This window comes from Novosphingobium sp. BAM6 (assembly GCF_057784955.1).
Genome location: NZ_JBYNTR010000004.1, coordinates 198,063 through 215,254, shown reverse-complemented (window position 1 = coordinate 215,254; position 17,192 = coordinate 198,063). Strand labels below are relative to the sequence as shown.

Below are 17,192 nucleotides of genomic sequence, written 5' to 3'. Positions count from 1 at the left end.
CCGGTCAAAAACGACCGGCTTCGGGAAGTTACCTCCCGGAATGACTGACGCTGTGGGCTAGAAAACCGCGAAAACGGGGCCAATGGCCGGCTCTGCCAAGCCTTTTTCCGCAACCTGTTAAAGGATACGCCGATCGCCCCGCCTTGCGGGATCAGCGTAATACCCGAGGCGATCGTGTCATACCGCCGCTCCGAACTCCGGCCGGGGTTTACCGTACGCGGCTGAGGGCGGTGCTGACAATGCCGCGTATCTGGAAGACATGGCGTGGACCTTGCCATAAATGCTCAGATTTCCTGATCGCCGGGCTCATCGCCATAGAACAGCTTGCCGATGTCGATTTCCGGGCGCCCCTGGCTGACGCGGTGCGCATTGCTGTCGCGCAGGGAATAGACGCAGCCGCAATACTCCTGCTGGTAGAACCGCTCGCGTTTGGAAATCTCGATCATCCGCGCGGCCCCGCCGCCTTTGCGCCAGTTGAATGTCCAGTAGGCGATGCCGGGATAATGGGCCGCAGCCCGTTCCCCGCAGTCGTTGATCTGCGTCATGTTCTTCCAGCGCGAGATTCCGAGCGAGGACGTGATGACCGGGAACCCCTGCTCATGGGCGTAAAGCGCTGTCCGCTCGAAACGCATGTCAAAACACATGGTGCATCGCTCGCCGCGCTCGGGCTCCCATTCCAGGCCACGGGCACGCTTGAACCAGTTGGCGGTATCGTAATCGGCATCGATAAAGGGAACCCCGTGCTCTTCGGCAAACCGGATGTTCTCGTCCTTGCGCAGGAGATACTCTTCCCTGGGGTGGATGTTGGGATTGTAGAAGAAGATCGTATAGTCGATTCCGCTCGCGCTCATCGCCTCCATCACCTCGCCTGAGCACGGCGCACAGCAACTGTGCAGGAGCACCTTCTTTTCTCCCGCCGGCGGAGCCAGCATCGGGCGATCGAGAGAACTCATCATAACACCTTTTCATTCCGAATGGAGGTTGGTCGCCCGGACTCATCGACGGCTACCATGGTGAAGCGCGCCGTGGCGGCATGGCGCCGCACGCCTGTCAGCAGGACTTCGGCCCAAAGATCCACATCGACCGTCATCGAGGTGCGCCCGGCCCTGGCGATCCGGGCGACCAGTTCGATCATTTCGCCTTCTTTTACCGGCGAGCGGAAATCTATGCGCTCGGATGCCGCCATGACGATCACGGCACGCGCATGTCGCGTTGCCGCGATGAAGGCCGCCTTGCCCATCATCTTCAGCGCATCGCCGCCATAGAGCGTGCCGTAGTGGTTGGTCTGCTGGGGAAAGATCATCTCCACCATGCGCAACCCGTCGGCTTCGTCGACGCTTTGGCTGGCCCCTAACGGTGGCAGCGGGAGGCGCACGCCCGGCCCCTTGACCGCGACCAGCGTAAAACGCCCACGCGTGCAGCGCCGCCGCTCACCACTGACGGGGACTTCGGCGACCAGTTCCACCTCGACATCGAGGGAACTGTTACCGACCCGAACCACGCGGGCGGTGGCCTCGATCATGTCGCCGACGCGGGCGGGGGCCTCGAAGTCGATTTGCTGGCTGCATGCCGTGACGAAAGGCGCGCGGCCGTGACGTGTCGCAGCCAGAAAGGCGACCTTGTCCATGTGCGCCAGGGCCATTCCGCCAAACAACGTACCGTGATGATTGGTGTCGGTGGGGAACACCATGTCGATCAGTTGAACGCCTGTTCCCGTCACCATGATGCTTGCTTCGTCAGCTTGCGTGCCCATCGTCTCAGCCTGTTACAAGGCGAAGCAGACAGACGAACGCAAGTGCGTCACGCATCGAAGAACCCGGCGCGCCGCAAGAGCGTCTCGCCCGGACACCCCGCCGGAGGAACGTTATCGCGTCGCTGGCAGGTCTCCTGGCTCGCGGGTCAACGCTGACGATCCGGCCTTCCCGGCGGCGAAGCCACCAGTGACATTATTGGATCGCCCGCTCGCCGCTTACAGTTGCGGGGGCAGCGCCGGCATCGCACCGGCTTCCCATCTTAGCCCCGACCCACCCTTTTCAGAGCAAGGAGGGGGAACCTCGACAGGAGCGGTAAAAGGCATTCACCCTGCGGAGTCAAGCTCGCGAACCGGCAACGGAGCAAGGCCTGCATAACGCTCGATCCAGTCCACTGTCCTGCCAGTTCCGCCGAAGGGATAGAAATGCAGGCGAACCGAGCCATGCTCGGCGACCAAGGTTGTCGACAGGCAATTGAGGAAGCTTTCCGGTCCCGCACTTCCCAACAGCTTGCCAATCGAGATGCCGTATTTCGACAGGATCGATGCAGAGGCGCCTACGCCACATCGGGCCGCAAAGCGCATGAGAGTGGCGACGCCCGCAGGGCCTGGAACGCCGATCCGGACCGGGCAGTCCAACCCGCGTTCACGCAACACCTCCAGCCAGACCAGTATCCGGTTGGCATCGAAAGCGAATTGCGTAACGATAAACGGCATCATGCCGCGATTTGCAATGTCGGCGCACTTGCTCTCGAGCACAGCCCAGCATTGATCCTCATCCATCGCCGCATGACCTTCGGGATGGCCCGCAATACCGATATGCGTGATCCCGTAACGCTCGAACAGGCCGGTAGCGATCAGCGATCCGCTGTCAGCAAACGGGCCTTGGGGAGTGGATGGATCGCCCCCCAGAACAAGGCAATGCGTGAGCACAGCATCGCCGCAAGCCGCCAGAATGCCTTCAAGAACCGTTGATGACACCATTCTCCGGGCTGAAAGGTGCAGCACAGGCTCAAAGCCAAGGCCCCGCACGGTGCGCACCGCAGCGATCCGTTCTGCGTCACTTTCCCCCGGCAAGTACGGGATGAAGACCAACGTACCGGGGGTGATACCCGATGCAGCCAGCGTGAGGCCCGGCATGTCCTTTGCCGTCACCTCCAGCGAATAGCCGCTCAAGAGACTTTGCGCGATCGCTGCCGGGTTGGAATGGACGGAAAGACCAGCCATCGCGCTTGAGTTTGCCTTTTCAACGCAAATGTCAGGCAGACATGGCGCCAAACTGGCCGCCATGATACACCAGAGGCTTCGCGGCAGGCTCGCTGTCGAGATAGCGGACCTGACCGACAAGCAAGACATGGTCGCCTGCTGCTATCTCCTGAGCGACGTCGGTCACAAGAACAGCCGCCGCGCCACGCAACACAGGAAGGCCGTGCTGTTCGTGGAACAGGTCCGTCAACGCCTCGTTCGAGCGGCCTGCGAAATGCAGCGCATGGTCGCGCATCGCATCGGAAAGGATATTGACCGCATATCGCCCGGAAGCGCGGACCTTGGGCAACATTTTCGAACGGTTGTCGATCGAGATGCAGATCAGGGGCGGTTCCAGCGAGACCGACATGAAAGCGCTGACCGTCATGCCGTGATCCCCCTCGGGCGTGCGGGTTGTGATGACGGTGACGCCTGTCGGGAAACGGCCACAGCAATCGCGCAAGGCGCGCGGGTCGATGGTGTCGATTTCGGCGATGTCGGACATGGGGCGGCTTTGCTGCTGTAATGGGATGGAAGAACGCGGACCGGTCTGCCCGCAGGCAAACCGGTTCCGAGTACGATCAAGGGTTACGCGACCCCAAGTTCCTTGCGAACGATCGCGGCACCGGCGCCAAGCGCGTTCAGCTTGCCGCGCGCCACTTCGCGAGAGAGCGGCGCCATGCCGCAGTTGGTCGAGGGATAGAGCTTGTCGGCATCGACGAACTGGAGAGCCTTGCGCAGCGTGTCCGCCACTTCCTCGGGCGTCTCGACCGTGTCGGAAGCCACGTCGATGGCACCGACCATCACCTTCTTGCCGCGGATCAGTTCGATCAGGTCCATCGGCACGTGCGAGTGGTGGCACTCCAGCGAGATGATGTCGATCTTCGACTTCTGCAGATTGGGGAAGGTCTCCTCGTACTGCCGCCATTCCGAACCCAGGGTCTTCTTCCAGTCGGTGTTGGCCTTGATGCCGTAGCCATAGCAGATGTGGACAGCGGTTTCGCACTTCAGCCCTTCGGCGGCCTTCTCCAGCGTGGCGATGCCCCAGTCGTTGGCTTCGTCGAAGAAGACGTTGAAGGCAGGCTCGTCGAACTGGATGATATCGACGCCCGCAGCTTCCAGTTCCCGGGCTTCCTCGTTGAGGATCCGGGCAAATTCCCAGGCCAGCTTCTCGCGGCTCTTGTAGTGGGCATCGTAGAGCGTATCGATCATCGTCATCGGGCCGGGCAGCGTCCACTTGATCGGCTGATCGGTCTGGGCGCGCAGATACCTGGCATCCTCGACGAACACCGGCTTCGGGCGCGAGACGGCATCGACCACGGTGGGCACGCTGGCATCATAGCGATTGCGAATGCGCACGGTCTCGCGCTTCTCGAAATCAACGCCGCTCAGATGCTCGATGAACGTGGTGACGAAGTGCTGGCGGGTCTGCTCGCCATCACCGACGATGGTGATGCCGGCCTGACGCTGATCGTCCACGGCCAGACGCAGGGCATCCTGCTTGCCGGAGACGAGTTCGTCGCCCTCCAGCTTCCAGGGAGACCAGAGCTTCTCCGGCTCTGCAAGCCAGGAAGGCTTGGGAAGGCTGCCGGCGGTCGAGGTAGGAAGAATTTCATTCATAAAAGTTACGTCTCAATTCAAAGGGCGTACTGGGCGGACCACTGGTCGAGGAAAGCGCGGTGCGGCTTGATGAAATGCTCATCGGTAAACCGGCCCTGCTCGGTAGCCAGGCGAGCGCGTTCCTCGCGGTCATAGACCACCCGCGTGTTGGAATAGTCCTCATGCTTCAGGCTTGGCCTGAAGACTTCGCCGGCCACCGAGTTGGCGTTGTAGATTTCGGGACGATAGATCCTCTGGAAAGTCTCCATCGTGCTGATCGTACCGATCAGTTCCAGATTGGTGTAATCGTTGAGCAGATCGCCGAAGAAGTAGAACGCCAGCGGGGCGACGCTCTTGGGCGGCATGAAATAGCGCACCTGCATGCCCATTTTCCGGAAATACTGCTCGGTCAGCGAGGGTTCGTTGACCGCGTACTCAAACCCGAGGACGGGGTGCCGGTTCGCGGTACGGTGATAGACCTTGTTCTCCGAGACGCTGAGGCAGACCACCGGGGACTTGGCGAACTGCTGCGTGAAAGCGGGGGATTCGACCAGCGCCTTGAAGATCTTTGCGTGCAGTTCGCCAAAATCGCCGGGAATACCGAAACCCGAACGTCCCTTGTTATACTCGGGCAGCAGAACGCTGAAGTCATAGTCCCGCACATAGGACGAGAAGCTGTTCCCCACGATGCCATCGATCCGCGCATCGGTCCTGCGGTCGAGGATCGTCGTCTTGAGAACCTCGATGGTCGGGAAGGTCTTGCCTTCCTCCTCGATATGCAGCTCGGCGGAAATGATGTCGAGTTCGACCGTATAGCGGTCATTCTCGGGGTTATCCCACGATGCAAGATCGTTGAAGCGGTTGTCGATCATCCGCAAGGCATTGCGCAGGTTCTTCTGTCGCCATTCGCCGCGTGCCAGATTGGCGAAATTGGTGGTGAGACGGGTGCCGTCAGCCGGCGAGTAATCCTCATCGAACCGCGTGCGCGAGGTCGTGAAGGTGAAATCCTTGGTCGTCATGAGCGGGGTCCGGTTTCTCGATCAGGGTGCCGCCGCCTGCCTTCAACAGCAGGGCGGTGCTTGCGAGGCCGCTATCCTGAAGATCGAACATGAACTCAAATGACAATAATTTGAAAAACCATGACGCACCGTCATGTTGGCACGATTCAGACCCGGACGGTCGCTGCCAGATCCACGAAGGCATCGAGATAACGGGGGGTAGCCCCGATGCGATGCCCCAGATGGATCGACTTGAAGATGCCCCTTCCGATCCGCACTCCCTTCACGCCCTGAACCCCGCGCAACAGCCAGTTGGGCGTCGCGCTGACAGCGCGGCCCGAGGCCACGAGGCGCAGCATCAGATCCGTCGTCTCGACGGTCCGGTGACGGCGCGGCAAGGCATGGGCGGGGACGAGGAACTGGGTGTAGATGTCCAGCCTCTCGGGCGAGACGGGATACGTGATCAGGGTTTCGGTTGCGAGGTCTGCCGGTTCGATCCGGGCCTTCCCTGCGAGAGGATGGCCCTCCCCCACAGCCAGCACCAGTTCGTAATCGAACACGGACCGGTACAAGATGCCCGGCCGATCGATCGGGTCCGGAGTGACGAGAAGGTCGATTTCATGTCCCAGAAGCGCGGCCAGCCCGCCGAACTGGAATGCCGTCGTCACATCCAGTTCGACATCCTCCCATTCGGCGAGAAAGGGGTCCACCACCCGCATCAGCCAGTCCTGGCAGGGATGGCATTCCATCCCCACCCGGATCGCCCCGCGGCGCCCGCGCGCATAATCTTCCAGGACCGCAGCACCATGCTCCAGTTGCGGCAACACGCGCTGCGCCACGCTCAGGAGATATTCGCCTGCCTGTGTAAAGCGCAACTTGTGCCCTTCACGCTCCCACAGCTTGACGCCGTAGCGATCTTCGAACCGTCGGATCGCGTGGCTGACTGCCGATTGCGAGAGGCACAACTGCTCTGCCGCCTGGGTAAGGCTGCCGGATCGGCTGATTTCGCGCAAAATCGCAAGGGGCTGTAGCTCGATCATTGAACATGAACTTTTGTCATGTTCTGATTGTGTAGTCTAGGTTTACGACGCTGCGTGAGCGTCAGCTATCCCTGCGTGTTGACCCCAAACCGGTCAGTCGTCTGCCGGCCAGAACCCTACCACCCCCCAGTCCCGTCACGCCCTTGCGGTATTCCTCGATGCGGCGGCGGGTGGCGGGGGAGGTGGTGTCGGGGAGGTCGTCGAGCGCGAACCAGCCCGCTTCGGCGATTTCCAGCGGGTCGGCTTTGGCGAGATCGGCGGTCGGCAGCGCGTCGGTGCGCACGGCGAAGATGACGATGTGGTCGTCCTTGCCCTCGCGGCGGCTGTGGTAAACGCCGAGCACGCGCTCGATCACCGGATCGGTGATCGCCACTTCCTCGCGCAACTCGCGCAGCAGGGCATCGGCGATACTCTCGCCCTTCTTCACGCCGCCGCCGGGCAGATACCACTGCGCGGTGTAGGTATGCCGCACCAGCGCGACCCGGCCCTGCGCGTCCGTCAGCACCGCGCGCACGCCGATGGTGCGGGGCTTCGTCACGCGCCAGAACAGGCGGGCCAGCGATCCGATCAGCCGGTGATGGAAAGCCATGACCGGATGCCTTCTTCTTACCCGTTCAGCGCGTTGATCGCGGCGAGCACTTGCGCTTCGGCTTCGGCGCGCGGCAGGCCGGGCTCGATCCGCGCGCCCACCCGGAAGGTGATCACGCCGGGCTTCTTCCAGAGCCGGTGATAGAGCCGCCCGCTGTCGACCGCGATGGGCACCACCGGCACGCCGATCATCTTGTAGAGCCCCGCAAACCCCGATTGCAGTGGCGGCCTTTGTCCATGCGGCACGCGCGTCCCTTCCGGAAACAGCACCAGCGCGCGGCCCTCGGCGGCGAAGGCGCGCCCCTGCGCCACCATCGCGCGCAAGGCCTTCGCGCCCTGATCGCGCTCCACGGGGACCACGCCATAGGCCAGCGCGGCCTTGCCCCAGCCGGGCAGGCGCGTCAGCTCGGCCTTGGGAAACGGCGCGGGACGGTCGAACAGCAGCGGCAGGTCGATCGCCTCGAAGAAGCTCTCGTGCTTCATCGCCACCAGCACGCCGTCGGTCGGGATCTGGCCCTCGACCCGCACCTCGATGCCCAGCAGCATCCGCGCGCAGCCCCGGTGGAACCCGGCCCAGTGCGCGACCATCCGCACCAGCAGATCATGGTCGATCCGCGCGGCGACCAGCGTCACCAGCACCATCGCCAGCGTGCCGAGATAGAAGATGATATAGAAGGCAAGGGAGCGGATCACGTCCGCCGCGCTCGTTCGCATCAGGCGCCCCACAGTGTCGTCAGCTCGCGTGCGAGCAGCTTGTGATATTCGAGGAACAGCGTGCCCAGGCTCGGCCGCGAGGGCACCGCGTCGCGGTAAAGCGTAACGCCCTTGGGCAGTTCCCTCCGCAGTTCCAGTTCGGCGCGGCGCATGTGCCAGTCTGCGGTGATGAGACGCACCGTGCGCGCATGATGCGCGGCCACCCAGTCCCCCGCCTCGATGGCGTTGGAGCGCGTGTCGAAGGCCTCGTACCCCAGCGTGATACAGCACGCCATCAGCCGCGGCGGCACCTTGTATTCCACCCGAAACTCGCGCGGTTTCACTTCGCGCCCGACGCCCGAGACCAGCAGGCGCGGCGCCTGACCACGCTTCAGCACGGCAATCGCCTGTTCGATCCGCCCGCCGCTGCCGGTCAGCACGATGGCCGCGTCGGTCTGGCGCGCGCCCAGCGGCCCCGGCAGTGCGACGGCGAACCAGACGAACCCGAAAAGCCAGATCAGCAGGACAAAGGCGGCGGTACGGCGAAACATGCTGTGTCCACTATAGCATCTTGCGCAGCGCGTGCAGCACCGTCATGCGCGCGGTCACCATTGCCAGCAGCATTGCCAGAACGGGCACCAGCACGATCAGCGCCCAGTCGCTCCACACCAGCGCGCCGTAATCGACCAGCCCCGCGCCCAGCCCGGCAAAGCGCTGGCCGAGGCCGAGAATCACCGCGACCGCCAGCGCCAGCCCCAGCGCTCCGCCCGCGCCTGCATCCGTTGCCGTCGCGCGCTGGAACACGCCTGCCACCTGCCGGTCGGTCGCGCCGAGCAGGTGGACGATCTCGATCACTTCGCGGCTCGCCCCCAGCGCCGAGCGCGAGGCGAGCAGCACGGCGGCTGCCAGCGCTCCTGCCAACAGCACGATCAGCGCCGCCGCCAGCAGGCGCAGCGACTGCATCGCCCGGAACACCGGCTTGAGCCAGTCCGACTGCGCATCGACGCGCGCCGCCGGCGCCACATCGTGCAGCGCGCGGGCGATCAGCGCGACGCGGCTCGGCGTTGCGGCGGCATCGAGACGCACGTCGATCAGCGCAGGCACCGGCACCGAGACACCATCCTCGTCGCTGGCACCCGTCCCCAGCCACGGCGCGATCAGCGCATCGGTCTCGGCCTGCGGCACCAGCCGCAGCCCGGTAACATGGGCCATGTGCTCCAGCTGACGCGTGGCTGCGCGGGCCTGCGCATCGCGGATCTCGGGGCGCGGTTCAAGCACCTGCACGGTCACGCCGCCATCGATCTCGGCCCGCGCGGCGGACACGGCGTTGCCGAGCGAAAGCCCGCCCGCCAGCGCGATCGCGGTCAGCGCCACCATGATGGCGATCACCCAGGGCATCGGCCCGGTCAGCCGCGCCTGCGGGAACAGGTCGCGCCCGGCCAGCCGCTGCCCGCCACCGCCCTGCAGGCGGCCAGTGTGCAGAGGCGCCATCAGGCGCGACAGCACGCCGCTGTCGGTCCGTTTCGTCAGGGCACCGCTCATGGCGTGCGCCTCGGCGGATAGCGCAGCATGCCGGTGGGGTCGGACAGACGCCCCTTGTCCAGCCGCATGATGAGGCTGTCGGGCACCTTGCGCAAAAGGTCCAGGTCGTGGGTGGCGACGACCACCGTGGTCCCCTGCCGGTTGAGCATCTCGAACAGGCGCAGCAGCTTGAGCGCCATCTCGGGATCGACGTTGCCGGTCGGCTCGTCCGCCACCAGCATGGCAGGGCGCGCGATCACCGCGCGGGCGATGGCGACGCGCTGCTGCTCCCCGCCCGAAAGCGCGGCAGGCGGCGCATCGCGGCGCTCGGCCAGCCCCACCCACTGGAGAATATCGGCCACCGGCTTCTCGATCTCGCGCTCGGCGATCCCGGCGACGCGCAAGGGCAGCGCCACGTTGTCGAAGGCAGAGAGGTGCGGCACCAGCCGGAAGTCCTGGAACACCACGCCGATGCGGCGGCGCATCGCCGGCAGGCGTCGGCGCGGCAGGGTGATCGCATCGGTGCCGAACATGCGGATCATCCCGCGCGACGGGCGCTGCGCAAGATACAGCATCTTGAGCAGCGAGGTCTTGCCAGCACCGCTCGCCCCGGTGAGGAAATAGAAACGCCCGGCAAACAGCGTGAAGCTCAGGTCCGCCAGAACTTCGCGCTCGGCCGAATAGCGCAGCCCCACATTGTCGAAGTGGACGATCTCCCCATCGGCGGCGGTGGTCATCGAGCGGCGTTACTTCCGTTGACGGGCGGACAGGACAAGCAGGCGAAGCGGCCCGAAGAGGCCGTTGGCGCGGCTATAGCGAGCAATGTATGTGGAAAAAAGGGCCATGCGCCGCTTAGTCGTGCACAGGCTGCTTGTCGCGCTTCGTGCAAGCGTGCTTTAGCTGATGAACGATGATTATCGCCTGCCCCGCCTGCACGACACGCTACGCCGTGCCCGATAGCGCGATCGGCCCCGAAGGCCGGACGGTGCGCTGTGCGAAGTGCAGGCACAGCTGGTTCCAGGAAGGGCCGGACTTCGTTCCCCAGCCCGCGCCTGAACCTGCTCCCGCGATGACCGCCCCGGTCATGGCGCATGCCGCGCCCATGGCAGCACCAGCGGCAGCACCGGCGACAGCACCGATGGCGCCCCCGGCAGCAGCGGCACCCGTCTATGCCGAACCGGTTGCGGCGCCTCCGCCTCCGCCTCCGCCTCCGCCCCCACCACCTCCGCCTTCTCCCCCGCCGCCTCCGGTTCCCGAAACGCCGGTGCCGTTCGCCGGGCACGAGGAGGCCCGTCCCGCCCCGGTTCGCGTCCCCCCCGCCGCCACCGAGGCACGCGCGGCGGAAAAGCGCGCCGCGCCGCCCGCGTTCTACGACGATGCGGCGAACGGGCGGTATGCCGACGAGCAGACCTCCAGCTTCGAGCATTCGCCGCCGTTCCGCCCCCGCCGCAACTGGACGAAGATCGGGACATACGCGGCGGGCATCTTCGCCGTCGTCACGCTGGCACTGGCGGGCGCAGTTGCCATGCTCGGCCTGCCGGACTGGCTGCCGCTGCCGCACCCGACTTTCGTGAAAGGCCAGAGCGACCTGCAACTGGACTTCCCGGCCCGCCGCCAGGATCGCGAAACCCTGCCCGACGGCACGCAGTTCTTCAGCGTCAGCGGCACCGTCACCAACATCGGCGGCGAGACGCGCGACGTCCCCTCGATCCTGGTAGTGCTGCGCGACAAGCGCGACCGCATCGTCTACGAAAAGGAAATCGTCCCCTCCAAGGCCAAGCTGATGCCGGGCGAGGCCGAGACGATCAACGAAGCGCTGACCGACATTCCCAAGGCCGCTTCGGCTGCCGAAATCGGCTGGAAGCCCGACTGATTCTCTTCCGATCGACGCCTCGCAGCGCCCGCAGGACTGTGAGCGGCACGCCGAGACGTGCCCAAAAGCCCCGGAAATCCGGCGGTTTTCCCGGCTCCGTCAACGAAACGTCAAAAAAATTCGCGATCCGCAGCTAATGCGCTTGCCGACCCCGAAACCCTTTGCTAGAGGCGCGCTCCTACCACGGGGCACCGTCAAACGGCCCCGTCGATCGTGCGGTCGTGGCGGAATTGGTAGACGCGCAACGTTGAGGTCGTTGTGGGCGAAAGCCCGTGGAAGTTCGAGTCTTCTCGACCGCACCATCTTTCCTGAAAATTCGGAACAATCAACGCCTTCGGGCCACTGGCTGGCTACGACTTAAAGCCTGCGCCTGTCTCTCGGGCGACTTCCGGCCGCGCCCGGCAGCATAGCGCCCAGCGCGCATCTGCAACTTTTTCCGACAGCGTTTTAAAAGTGTCATGTTGCTCTGCGAAAGGGCGCGGATGCTTCACGCCGTCGAAGCGCGCAGTGCCTGGCTCGCGCGCCACATCCTGCCCCACGAACCCGAGCTGCGCCGCTGGCTGGCGCGCTCGTCGGATATCGGTGGTGACCAGATCGACGATCTGGTGCAGGAATCCTACGCGATTCTCGTCGGACGTGCGGAAGTCGATTCGATCCGCGATCCGCGCAGCTACCTGTTTCAGGTCGCGCGCTCGGTGCTGCTCCAGCAGCTGCGCCGTTCGCGCGTGGTGGCGCTGGGCGCGCTCGACGATCTCGACCGGCTGGGCGCTGCTACCGACACGCCCTCCCCCGAGCACCAGGCCCTGGCGCGCGACGAGTTCGCCCGCGTGGCCGCCGCCATCGCCGCCATGCCACCCCAGACCCGCCGCGCGTTCCAGATGCGCCGCGTCGAGGGCCTGTCGCAGCGCGAGATCGCAGGGGCTCTCGGCCTGTCCGAGAACACGGTCGAAAAGCACATCGCCCGTGGCATCCGCGCGCTGATGAAGCAGTTCGGGCGGCGGGACCAGCGCGTCGCACCTGCCTCCATCGTGGCTCCCGAGCACGCATCCCGTCGCGCCGAAGCCTCCTGACCGGAAATATTTCGCGCCCCGGTGGCGGAAACATCGATCCCGCTGCATCTAGGGCTCGCGCCGGGAAAATCCGGCACGAAGCAAAGTCCCACCGGAGCCACCCGTCCCACCATGATTCCTCCCTCGCCCGCCAAGGCCATCGACGCCGATGCCGCGTCCTGGGCGGCCCGGATGGATCGCGGGCTGAGCGCGGGCGAGGAAGCGCAGCTCGAAGCGTGGCTGGCCGCGAACAGCCGCCACGTCGGCGCCCTGGCACGGGCACGGGCGATCTGGGTCCATGCCGAGCAGGCCGGATCGCTGGCGCCGCTGATCGACTTGCGTCCCGATTCCGAACAGTATCCCGCCGCACACCGCCACGCCCTGTTTCCCCACAATGCCCTGTCCCGCCGCAATGCCCTGATCGGCATCGGCGCGCTGGCAGCAAGTGCTGCTGCCCTGACGCTCTCGCCGCTGCGCCTGTGGCCGCAGGGGCGCCAGCTTGCGACCGGGATCGGCGAGATCCGCCGGGTGCCGCTGCTCGACGGCAGCGTGGTGACGCTCGACACCGCGACCAGCCTGACGCTGCGCTTCACCGACACCGAACGCCGCGTCCTGCTGCATGCCGGCGGTGCCTACTTCGAGACCGCCGCGGCTGAGGCCCGCCCGTTCGTTGTCGAGGCAGGCGCACTCTCGCTGGAAGCAGGCGCGGCGGCGTTCTCGGTCCACGCGCTGTCGGGCGTGCCGGTCACGGTGCTGGTGACGCGCGGCGTGATCCGCGCCCTTGCGCGCGCCGAAAGCAACGGCGCCCGCAACGACCTGCGCCAGAGCATCGGGCCGGGTATCCGCGCGGTGCAGAGCGCAGGACTTCCCGGCGAAGCCGCCGATGCCCTGCCCACGCGCCTTGCACCGCTGCCGCCTGCCGAAGTCGATCGGCTGCTGTCATGGCGGCAGGGGCAACTCGCGTTCGAAGGCGAGACGCTGGCCCATGCCGCCGAGACCTTTCGCCGCTATGCCAGCCCGGCCATCGAGATCGCCTCGCCCGAACTCGCGCGCGAACCGATCACCGGCCTGTTCGCGGCGACCGACCCTGCCGGCTTCGCCGATGCCGTGGCGCTCAGTCTCGACGCCCATGTCTCGCATCAGGACGGCGTGATCCGTCTGACCCGCTGAAAAACGGCCCTGCCCAACGAACCTTGGTCAACATCATTGCTGCTTCGTAAAAAAATTTGCCCAAGGCACGGGCGGAACTTTCTCCCTCACGCATCTAGCCCCTGAAACCCGCGCGATCGCGCCGGTTGCTGTGAGGACTTTCATGAAAGTAGCCTTTTTCGGGCTGGCGACTTCGGTTGCCGCCCTGTGCATCGCCAACCCGGCCCTTGCCCAGACCGGCACGCAAACCGGCGCTCAGGCCGATGCCGAGCTGTCCAGCCCGCGCCACTTCAACCTTGCCGCCCAGAGCGCGCTGAAGGGCATCCCTGCTTTCGCGCGTCAGGCCGGTATCCAGATCGTGGCCCCCGCCGCCCATCTCGACGGCGTGCGCACCAACGCAGTGCGCGGCGATCTTCCGACCCACGCTGCGCTGGCCCAGCTGCTGGCGGGCACCGGCCTTTCGGTCGCAGGCCGCAGCGGCAACACCATCAGCCTGCACCTGACGGCGGCCCCTGCGGGGGAGCCGGTCGGCGCGTCTTCGGCCGATACCCAGACCGATGACGACAGTGCGCGCGCCAACCAGATCGTCGTGATCGGCCAGGCCATCGCCGTCGCCCCTTCGACGACGCCGCTCGATGCGCTCCAGCCGACCTCGAACATCGACCGCAGCTTCATCAAGAACAACATCACCCCGCTGTCGAGCTATGACGACGTGGTGAAGTTCGCCCCCAGCGTGTGGGACCAGAGCCCCAACGGCCCCGGCCTCGGCAAGTCCGAAACGCTGAGCCTGCGCGGCTTTCAGGACGGCCAGTTCAACGTCACCTACGACGGTATCCCGTTCGGCGATTCGACCGACCTGCATCATACCTCCTCGGCGCTGTTCATCGCCCATGACCTGCTCGACGCCTCGGTCGACCGCGGCCCCGGCACCGCCTCGACGATCGGCAACGCGACGTTCGGCGGCAGCATGAACTTCAACACCAAGGCACCGCTCGATACCTTCACTGTCAATCCGTATCTGACGGTCGGCAGCTTCGACACCTGGTCGCTCGGCACCGAGGTCGACACCGGCGAGACGAAGTTCGGCAAGGCCTTCATCGACGTCCAGCATGAAGAGAGTGACGGCTACCTCTCCTATGCGCAGGAGCAGCGCACCAACATCGAGGCCAAGACCGTCTCGCAGCTGGCGCCCAACATCAAGCTGACGCTGCTGGCCAGCTGGAACCACTCGCACGAGTACACCACGCAGGGCACCACGCTGGCGAACATCAAGGAATACGGCTGGAACTACTCGCTGGGCAACGATCCCAGCCTGCAGAACTACTACAAGTACCAGCCCAGCAACTATTCCTCGGACTTCGAATATGCCCGTCTGGAAGCCGGGCTTGGCGGCGGCTGGTCGGTGGACAACACGCTCTACACGACGTCCTTCACGCATGATTACAAGGAATCGAAGGACGCCTCGGACAACAATCCGGCGGATGTGGGCGTCACCTATTACGACGACAACGGCAAGAAACTCTCGCCGCAGCCCGCCAATGCCGCGACCGACATCACCGGCAAGCAGACCAACGCGCACTACCGCGCCTATGGCGACACCCTGCGCGTCTCGAAGGATCTGGGCGCCATTGGCAAGCTGAATGTCGGGCTCTGGGCCGAGCACACCGTGGACGACCGCTGGTCGGCGACCACCGACGTGATGACCGGCGATCTGGTGAACACCAAATACGGCACCCCGTACAAGTACATCTACCATGACACCGCCAACACGCTGCAGCCCTATGCCGAACTGGTGCTGACGCCCGCCTCGGGCCTGACGCTGACGCCGGGCGTGCGCTTCACCTACTTCCAGCGCAAGCTGGACGCCGCGCTGAACTCGGTCTCGCCGCCCGCGCCCGAGAACTTCACCGAAAGCTATCACGCCTGGCAGCCGTCGATCGCGGCGAACTACAAGATCCTGAAGAACTGGTCGGTCTATGCGCAGGTCGCGCGCGGGTTCCTCGCGCCGCCGCTCGACACCTTCCAGACGCAGGTGATCCAGCGCGTCTCGCCCGAACGCACCACCAACTACCAGGTCGGCACCGCTGCCCACATCGGCAACCTCGTGCTTGGCGCCGATGCCTATTACATCGACTTCAACAACTACATCACCTCGGTGAACATCGACGATCCCGACTATGGCGTGGTCTCGACCTACACCAACGGCGGCGGCGCGGTGTACAAGGGCCTGGAAGCCGAAGTGCAGTACGTCGTCGGCAAGGGCTTCTCGCTTTACGGCAACGCCTCGCTCAATTCGGCCAAGTACAAGCACACCGACGTCTGGATCGCGGAAAGCCCGCGCTGGACGGCTGCGGCGGGCGTTCTCTACGATAACCGCACCGGTCCCTATGCCTCGATCATCGCCAAGTGGATCGGCCCGCGCTACGGCCTCGATACCGACGGCACCGATGCGAACGGCGAGCCGGTGTTCGCCAACGATCCGACCACCAGGCTCGACACCTACATGACCACCGACCTCGCGCTCGGCGTCCATCTCGATCGCCTGCTGGACATGAAGAAGGAGACCACGATCAGCCTCAAGGTCTCCAACCTGTTCAACCTGCACAAGATCGTGGACTACGCAGGCACGCAGTCGGCCACCGACGATCCGCTCTACTGGGTCTCGGCCGGACGCTCTGCCTTCCTCAACATCTCGGTTTCGATGTAAGGGGGAAGGATGTCGCAAAAAGGCCCCGCCGGATCATCCGGCGGGGCCTTTTTTGTTGCCAGCGATCGCTTTGTCTTCAGGCGATCGAGCGTGCCGGGGCTTTCATCGCGGGATCGACCGGCTCGTTCTCCCCCGCCAGCAGATCGCTGACGATGGCATAAGTGCGATCATCGTCGACATCGATCGCCTGCCGTCCGTCCGCCAGCACCGGTGCGCGCAGCTTCAGGCCAAGGCGGCGCGAAGCGTGTTCGAGCGCGTCTTCCAAAGACAGCAGGCCCATGGCGAAGCGAAAGCCCGCGCCGAGCCCGAACGCGCGCATGATCCTCCACGCGCTCCACGCCCCGCTGGGGCCGCCCCGGAACAGCTCGACCGCACCAAGCGCTTGCGTGCCGGACGCCGCGAACAGATTGCAGTCGGCATAGTCACCATCGGTAAAGCGCAGGAAGCGACGGTGTGCCGCAGGATGGACCGCCAGAACATCGCGCCGCGCCACCAGCGCCAGCGCCAGGTCGGCACGGTCGAGCGCATCGATCAGGGTATCGATCGCCCCGGCGGTCAACAGCGCGTGATCGGCGGTGGTGACGAGAATGCGCCCGTCCCAGCCTTCTGCCGCCGCGCGCACGCTGTCGGCAAGGTCGGCACTTGCATCGACCAGCCGCGAGGTGCCGCGCCCCGGCAGGTGGGTGAGCACGTCATAGATCGGCGCGAACGCCTCGGGCTCGACCGAAACGGCCAGACTGTCGATGCGCGGATGTGCCGCAGCGGTCTGGAGCACGCGGGCGATCAGCGGGCGATCGCCGAGCGGGACGAGGCACTTGTGGCTGACCGCAAAGCGCTGCGCCAGATGATCGGCCTCGCCCGCGCGGCGTCCCGCCAGCACGACCAGCAACACCGGACTATCCAGCGCGGTCATGCCGTCAGCTCCGGACATTGCGGAACGAAATCAGGAAGAAACGGCGGAAAACGGCGCTGCATGGTCC

Annotated in this window: 17 protein-coding genes, 1 tRNA gene and 1 riboswitch; of the genes, 5 read left to right on the top strand and 13 right to left on the bottom strand. The window is 65.2% G+C overall.

Annotation, left to right across the window (positions count from 1 at the left end; genetic code table 11):
* Nucleotides 1-284: 284 nt before the first annotated feature.
* The 12 genes from AC3EC3_RS14220 to ftsE form a co-directional block, all read right to left on the bottom strand.
* A complete protein-coding gene (locus tag AC3EC3_RS14220) occupies nucleotides 285-956 on the bottom strand; it encodes an epoxyqueuosine reductase QueH (RefSeq protein WP_488490253.1) in 672 nt (223 codons plus the stop codon).
* Nucleotides 953-1,753 (bottom strand): acyl-CoA thioesterase, encoded by an 801-nt coding sequence (locus AC3EC3_RS14215; RefSeq protein WP_488490252.1) that lies wholly within the window; start codon nucleotides 1,751-1,753, stop codon nucleotides 953-955. The genes AC3EC3_RS14220 and AC3EC3_RS14215 overlap by 4 nt, the downstream gene beginning before the upstream one ends.
* A gap of 106 nt (nucleotides 1,754-1,859) precedes the next feature.
* A riboswitch (cobalamin riboswitch) is annotated at nucleotides 1,860-2,072 on the bottom strand.
* A gap of 5 nt (nucleotides 2,073-2,077) precedes the next feature.
* A complete protein-coding gene (locus AC3EC3_RS14210) occupies nucleotides 2,078-2,977 on the bottom strand; it encodes a methylenetetrahydrofolate reductase (protein ID WP_488490251.1) in 900 nt (299 codons plus the stop codon).
* A 31-nt stretch (nucleotides 2,978-3,008) separates the two neighbouring features.
* Entirely contained in the window at nucleotides 3,009-3,500 is a 492-nt protein-coding gene (locus AC3EC3_RS14205; protein WP_488490250.1) for a flavin reductase family protein, read from the bottom strand.
* Nucleotides 3,501-3,583: 83 nt separating this feature from the next.
* Nucleotides 3,584-4,615: a methionine synthase gene (locus AC3EC3_RS14200; RefSeq protein ID WP_488490249.1), complete on the bottom strand. Its 1,032-nt coding sequence runs from the start codon at nucleotides 4,613-4,615 to the stop codon at nucleotides 3,584-3,586.
* A 17-nt stretch (nucleotides 4,616-4,632) separates the two neighbouring features.
* Nucleotides 4,633-5,613, bottom strand: coding sequence for a DUF1852 domain-containing protein (locus AC3EC3_RS14195; protein WP_488490248.1), 981 nt, complete (start codon nucleotides 5,611-5,613; stop codon nucleotides 4,633-4,635).
* 146 nt (nucleotides 5,614-5,759) lie between these two features.
* A complete protein-coding gene (locus tag AC3EC3_RS14190; RefSeq protein WP_488490247.1) occupies nucleotides 5,760-6,632 on the bottom strand; it encodes a LysR family transcriptional regulator in 873 nt (290 codons plus the stop codon).
* Between the two features lie 61 nt (nucleotides 6,633-6,693).
* Entirely contained in the window at nucleotides 6,694-7,221 is a 528-nt protein-coding gene (locus AC3EC3_RS14185; protein WP_488490246.1) for an NUDIX domain-containing protein, read from the bottom strand.
* 17 nt (nucleotides 7,222-7,238) lie between these two features.
* A complete protein-coding gene (locus AC3EC3_RS14180; RefSeq protein ID WP_488490245.1) occupies nucleotides 7,239-7,934 on the bottom strand; it encodes a lysophospholipid acyltransferase family protein in 696 nt (231 codons plus the stop codon).
* Nucleotides 7,934-8,464, bottom strand: a complete 531-nt coding sequence (locus tag AC3EC3_RS14175; protein ID WP_488490244.1) for a YdcF family protein — start codon at nucleotides 8,462-8,464, stop codon at nucleotides 7,934-7,936. Before AC3EC3_RS14175 ends, AC3EC3_RS14180 begins: the two co-directional genes overlap by 1 nt.
* A gap of 10 nt (nucleotides 8,465-8,474) precedes the next feature.
* The gene (locus AC3EC3_RS14170) at nucleotides 8,475-9,455 is read right to left on the bottom strand and encodes a cell division protein FtsX (RefSeq protein WP_488490243.1); all 981 of its coding nucleotides are present in this window, start codon (nucleotides 9,453-9,455) and stop codon (nucleotides 8,475-8,477) included.
* A complete protein-coding gene (gene ftsE / locus AC3EC3_RS14165; protein WP_260926690.1) occupies nucleotides 9,452-10,171 on the bottom strand; it encodes a cell division ATP-binding protein FtsE in 720 nt (239 codons plus the stop codon). The genes AC3EC3_RS14170 and ftsE overlap by 4 nt, the downstream gene beginning before the upstream one ends.
* Nucleotides 10,172-10,344: 173 nt before the next feature.
* On the opposite strand from ftsE, the gene AC3EC3_RS14160 reads away from it, so the two are divergent.
* From AC3EC3_RS14160 to AC3EC3_RS14140, 5 genes are all read left to right on the top strand, one after another.
* Entirely contained in the window at nucleotides 10,345-11,307 is a 963-nt protein-coding gene (locus tag AC3EC3_RS14160) for a zinc-ribbon domain-containing protein (RefSeq protein WP_488490242.1), read from the top strand.
* A 215-nt stretch (nucleotides 11,308-11,522) separates the two neighbouring features.
* Nucleotides 11,523-11,609: transfer RNA gene (locus AC3EC3_RS14155), tRNA-Leu, on the top strand.
* Nucleotides 11,610-11,789: 180 nt separating this feature from the next.
* A complete protein-coding gene (locus tag AC3EC3_RS14150; RefSeq protein WP_488490241.1) occupies nucleotides 11,790-12,377 on the top strand; it encodes an RNA polymerase sigma factor in 588 nt (195 codons plus the stop codon).
* Between the two features lie 111 nt (nucleotides 12,378-12,488).
* A complete protein-coding gene (locus AC3EC3_RS14145; RefSeq protein WP_488490240.1) occupies nucleotides 12,489-13,526 on the top strand; it encodes a FecR family protein in 1,038 nt (345 codons plus the stop codon).
* A 142-nt stretch (nucleotides 13,527-13,668) separates the two neighbouring features.
* On the top strand, nucleotides 13,669-16,212 hold the full coding sequence (locus AC3EC3_RS14140; RefSeq protein ID WP_488490239.1) for a TonB-dependent receptor: 2,544 nt from the start codon (nucleotides 13,669-13,671) through the stop codon (nucleotides 16,210-16,212).
* Between the two features lie 76 nt (nucleotides 16,213-16,288).
* Here AC3EC3_RS14140 and AC3EC3_RS14135 read toward each other — a convergent pair whose 3' ends face one another.
* Nucleotides 16,289-17,125 (bottom strand): NTP transferase domain-containing protein, encoded by an 837-nt coding sequence (locus AC3EC3_RS14135; protein WP_488490238.1) that lies wholly within the window; start codon nucleotides 17,123-17,125, stop codon nucleotides 16,289-16,291.
* Between the last annotated feature and the right edge of the window lie 67 nt (nucleotides 17,126-17,192).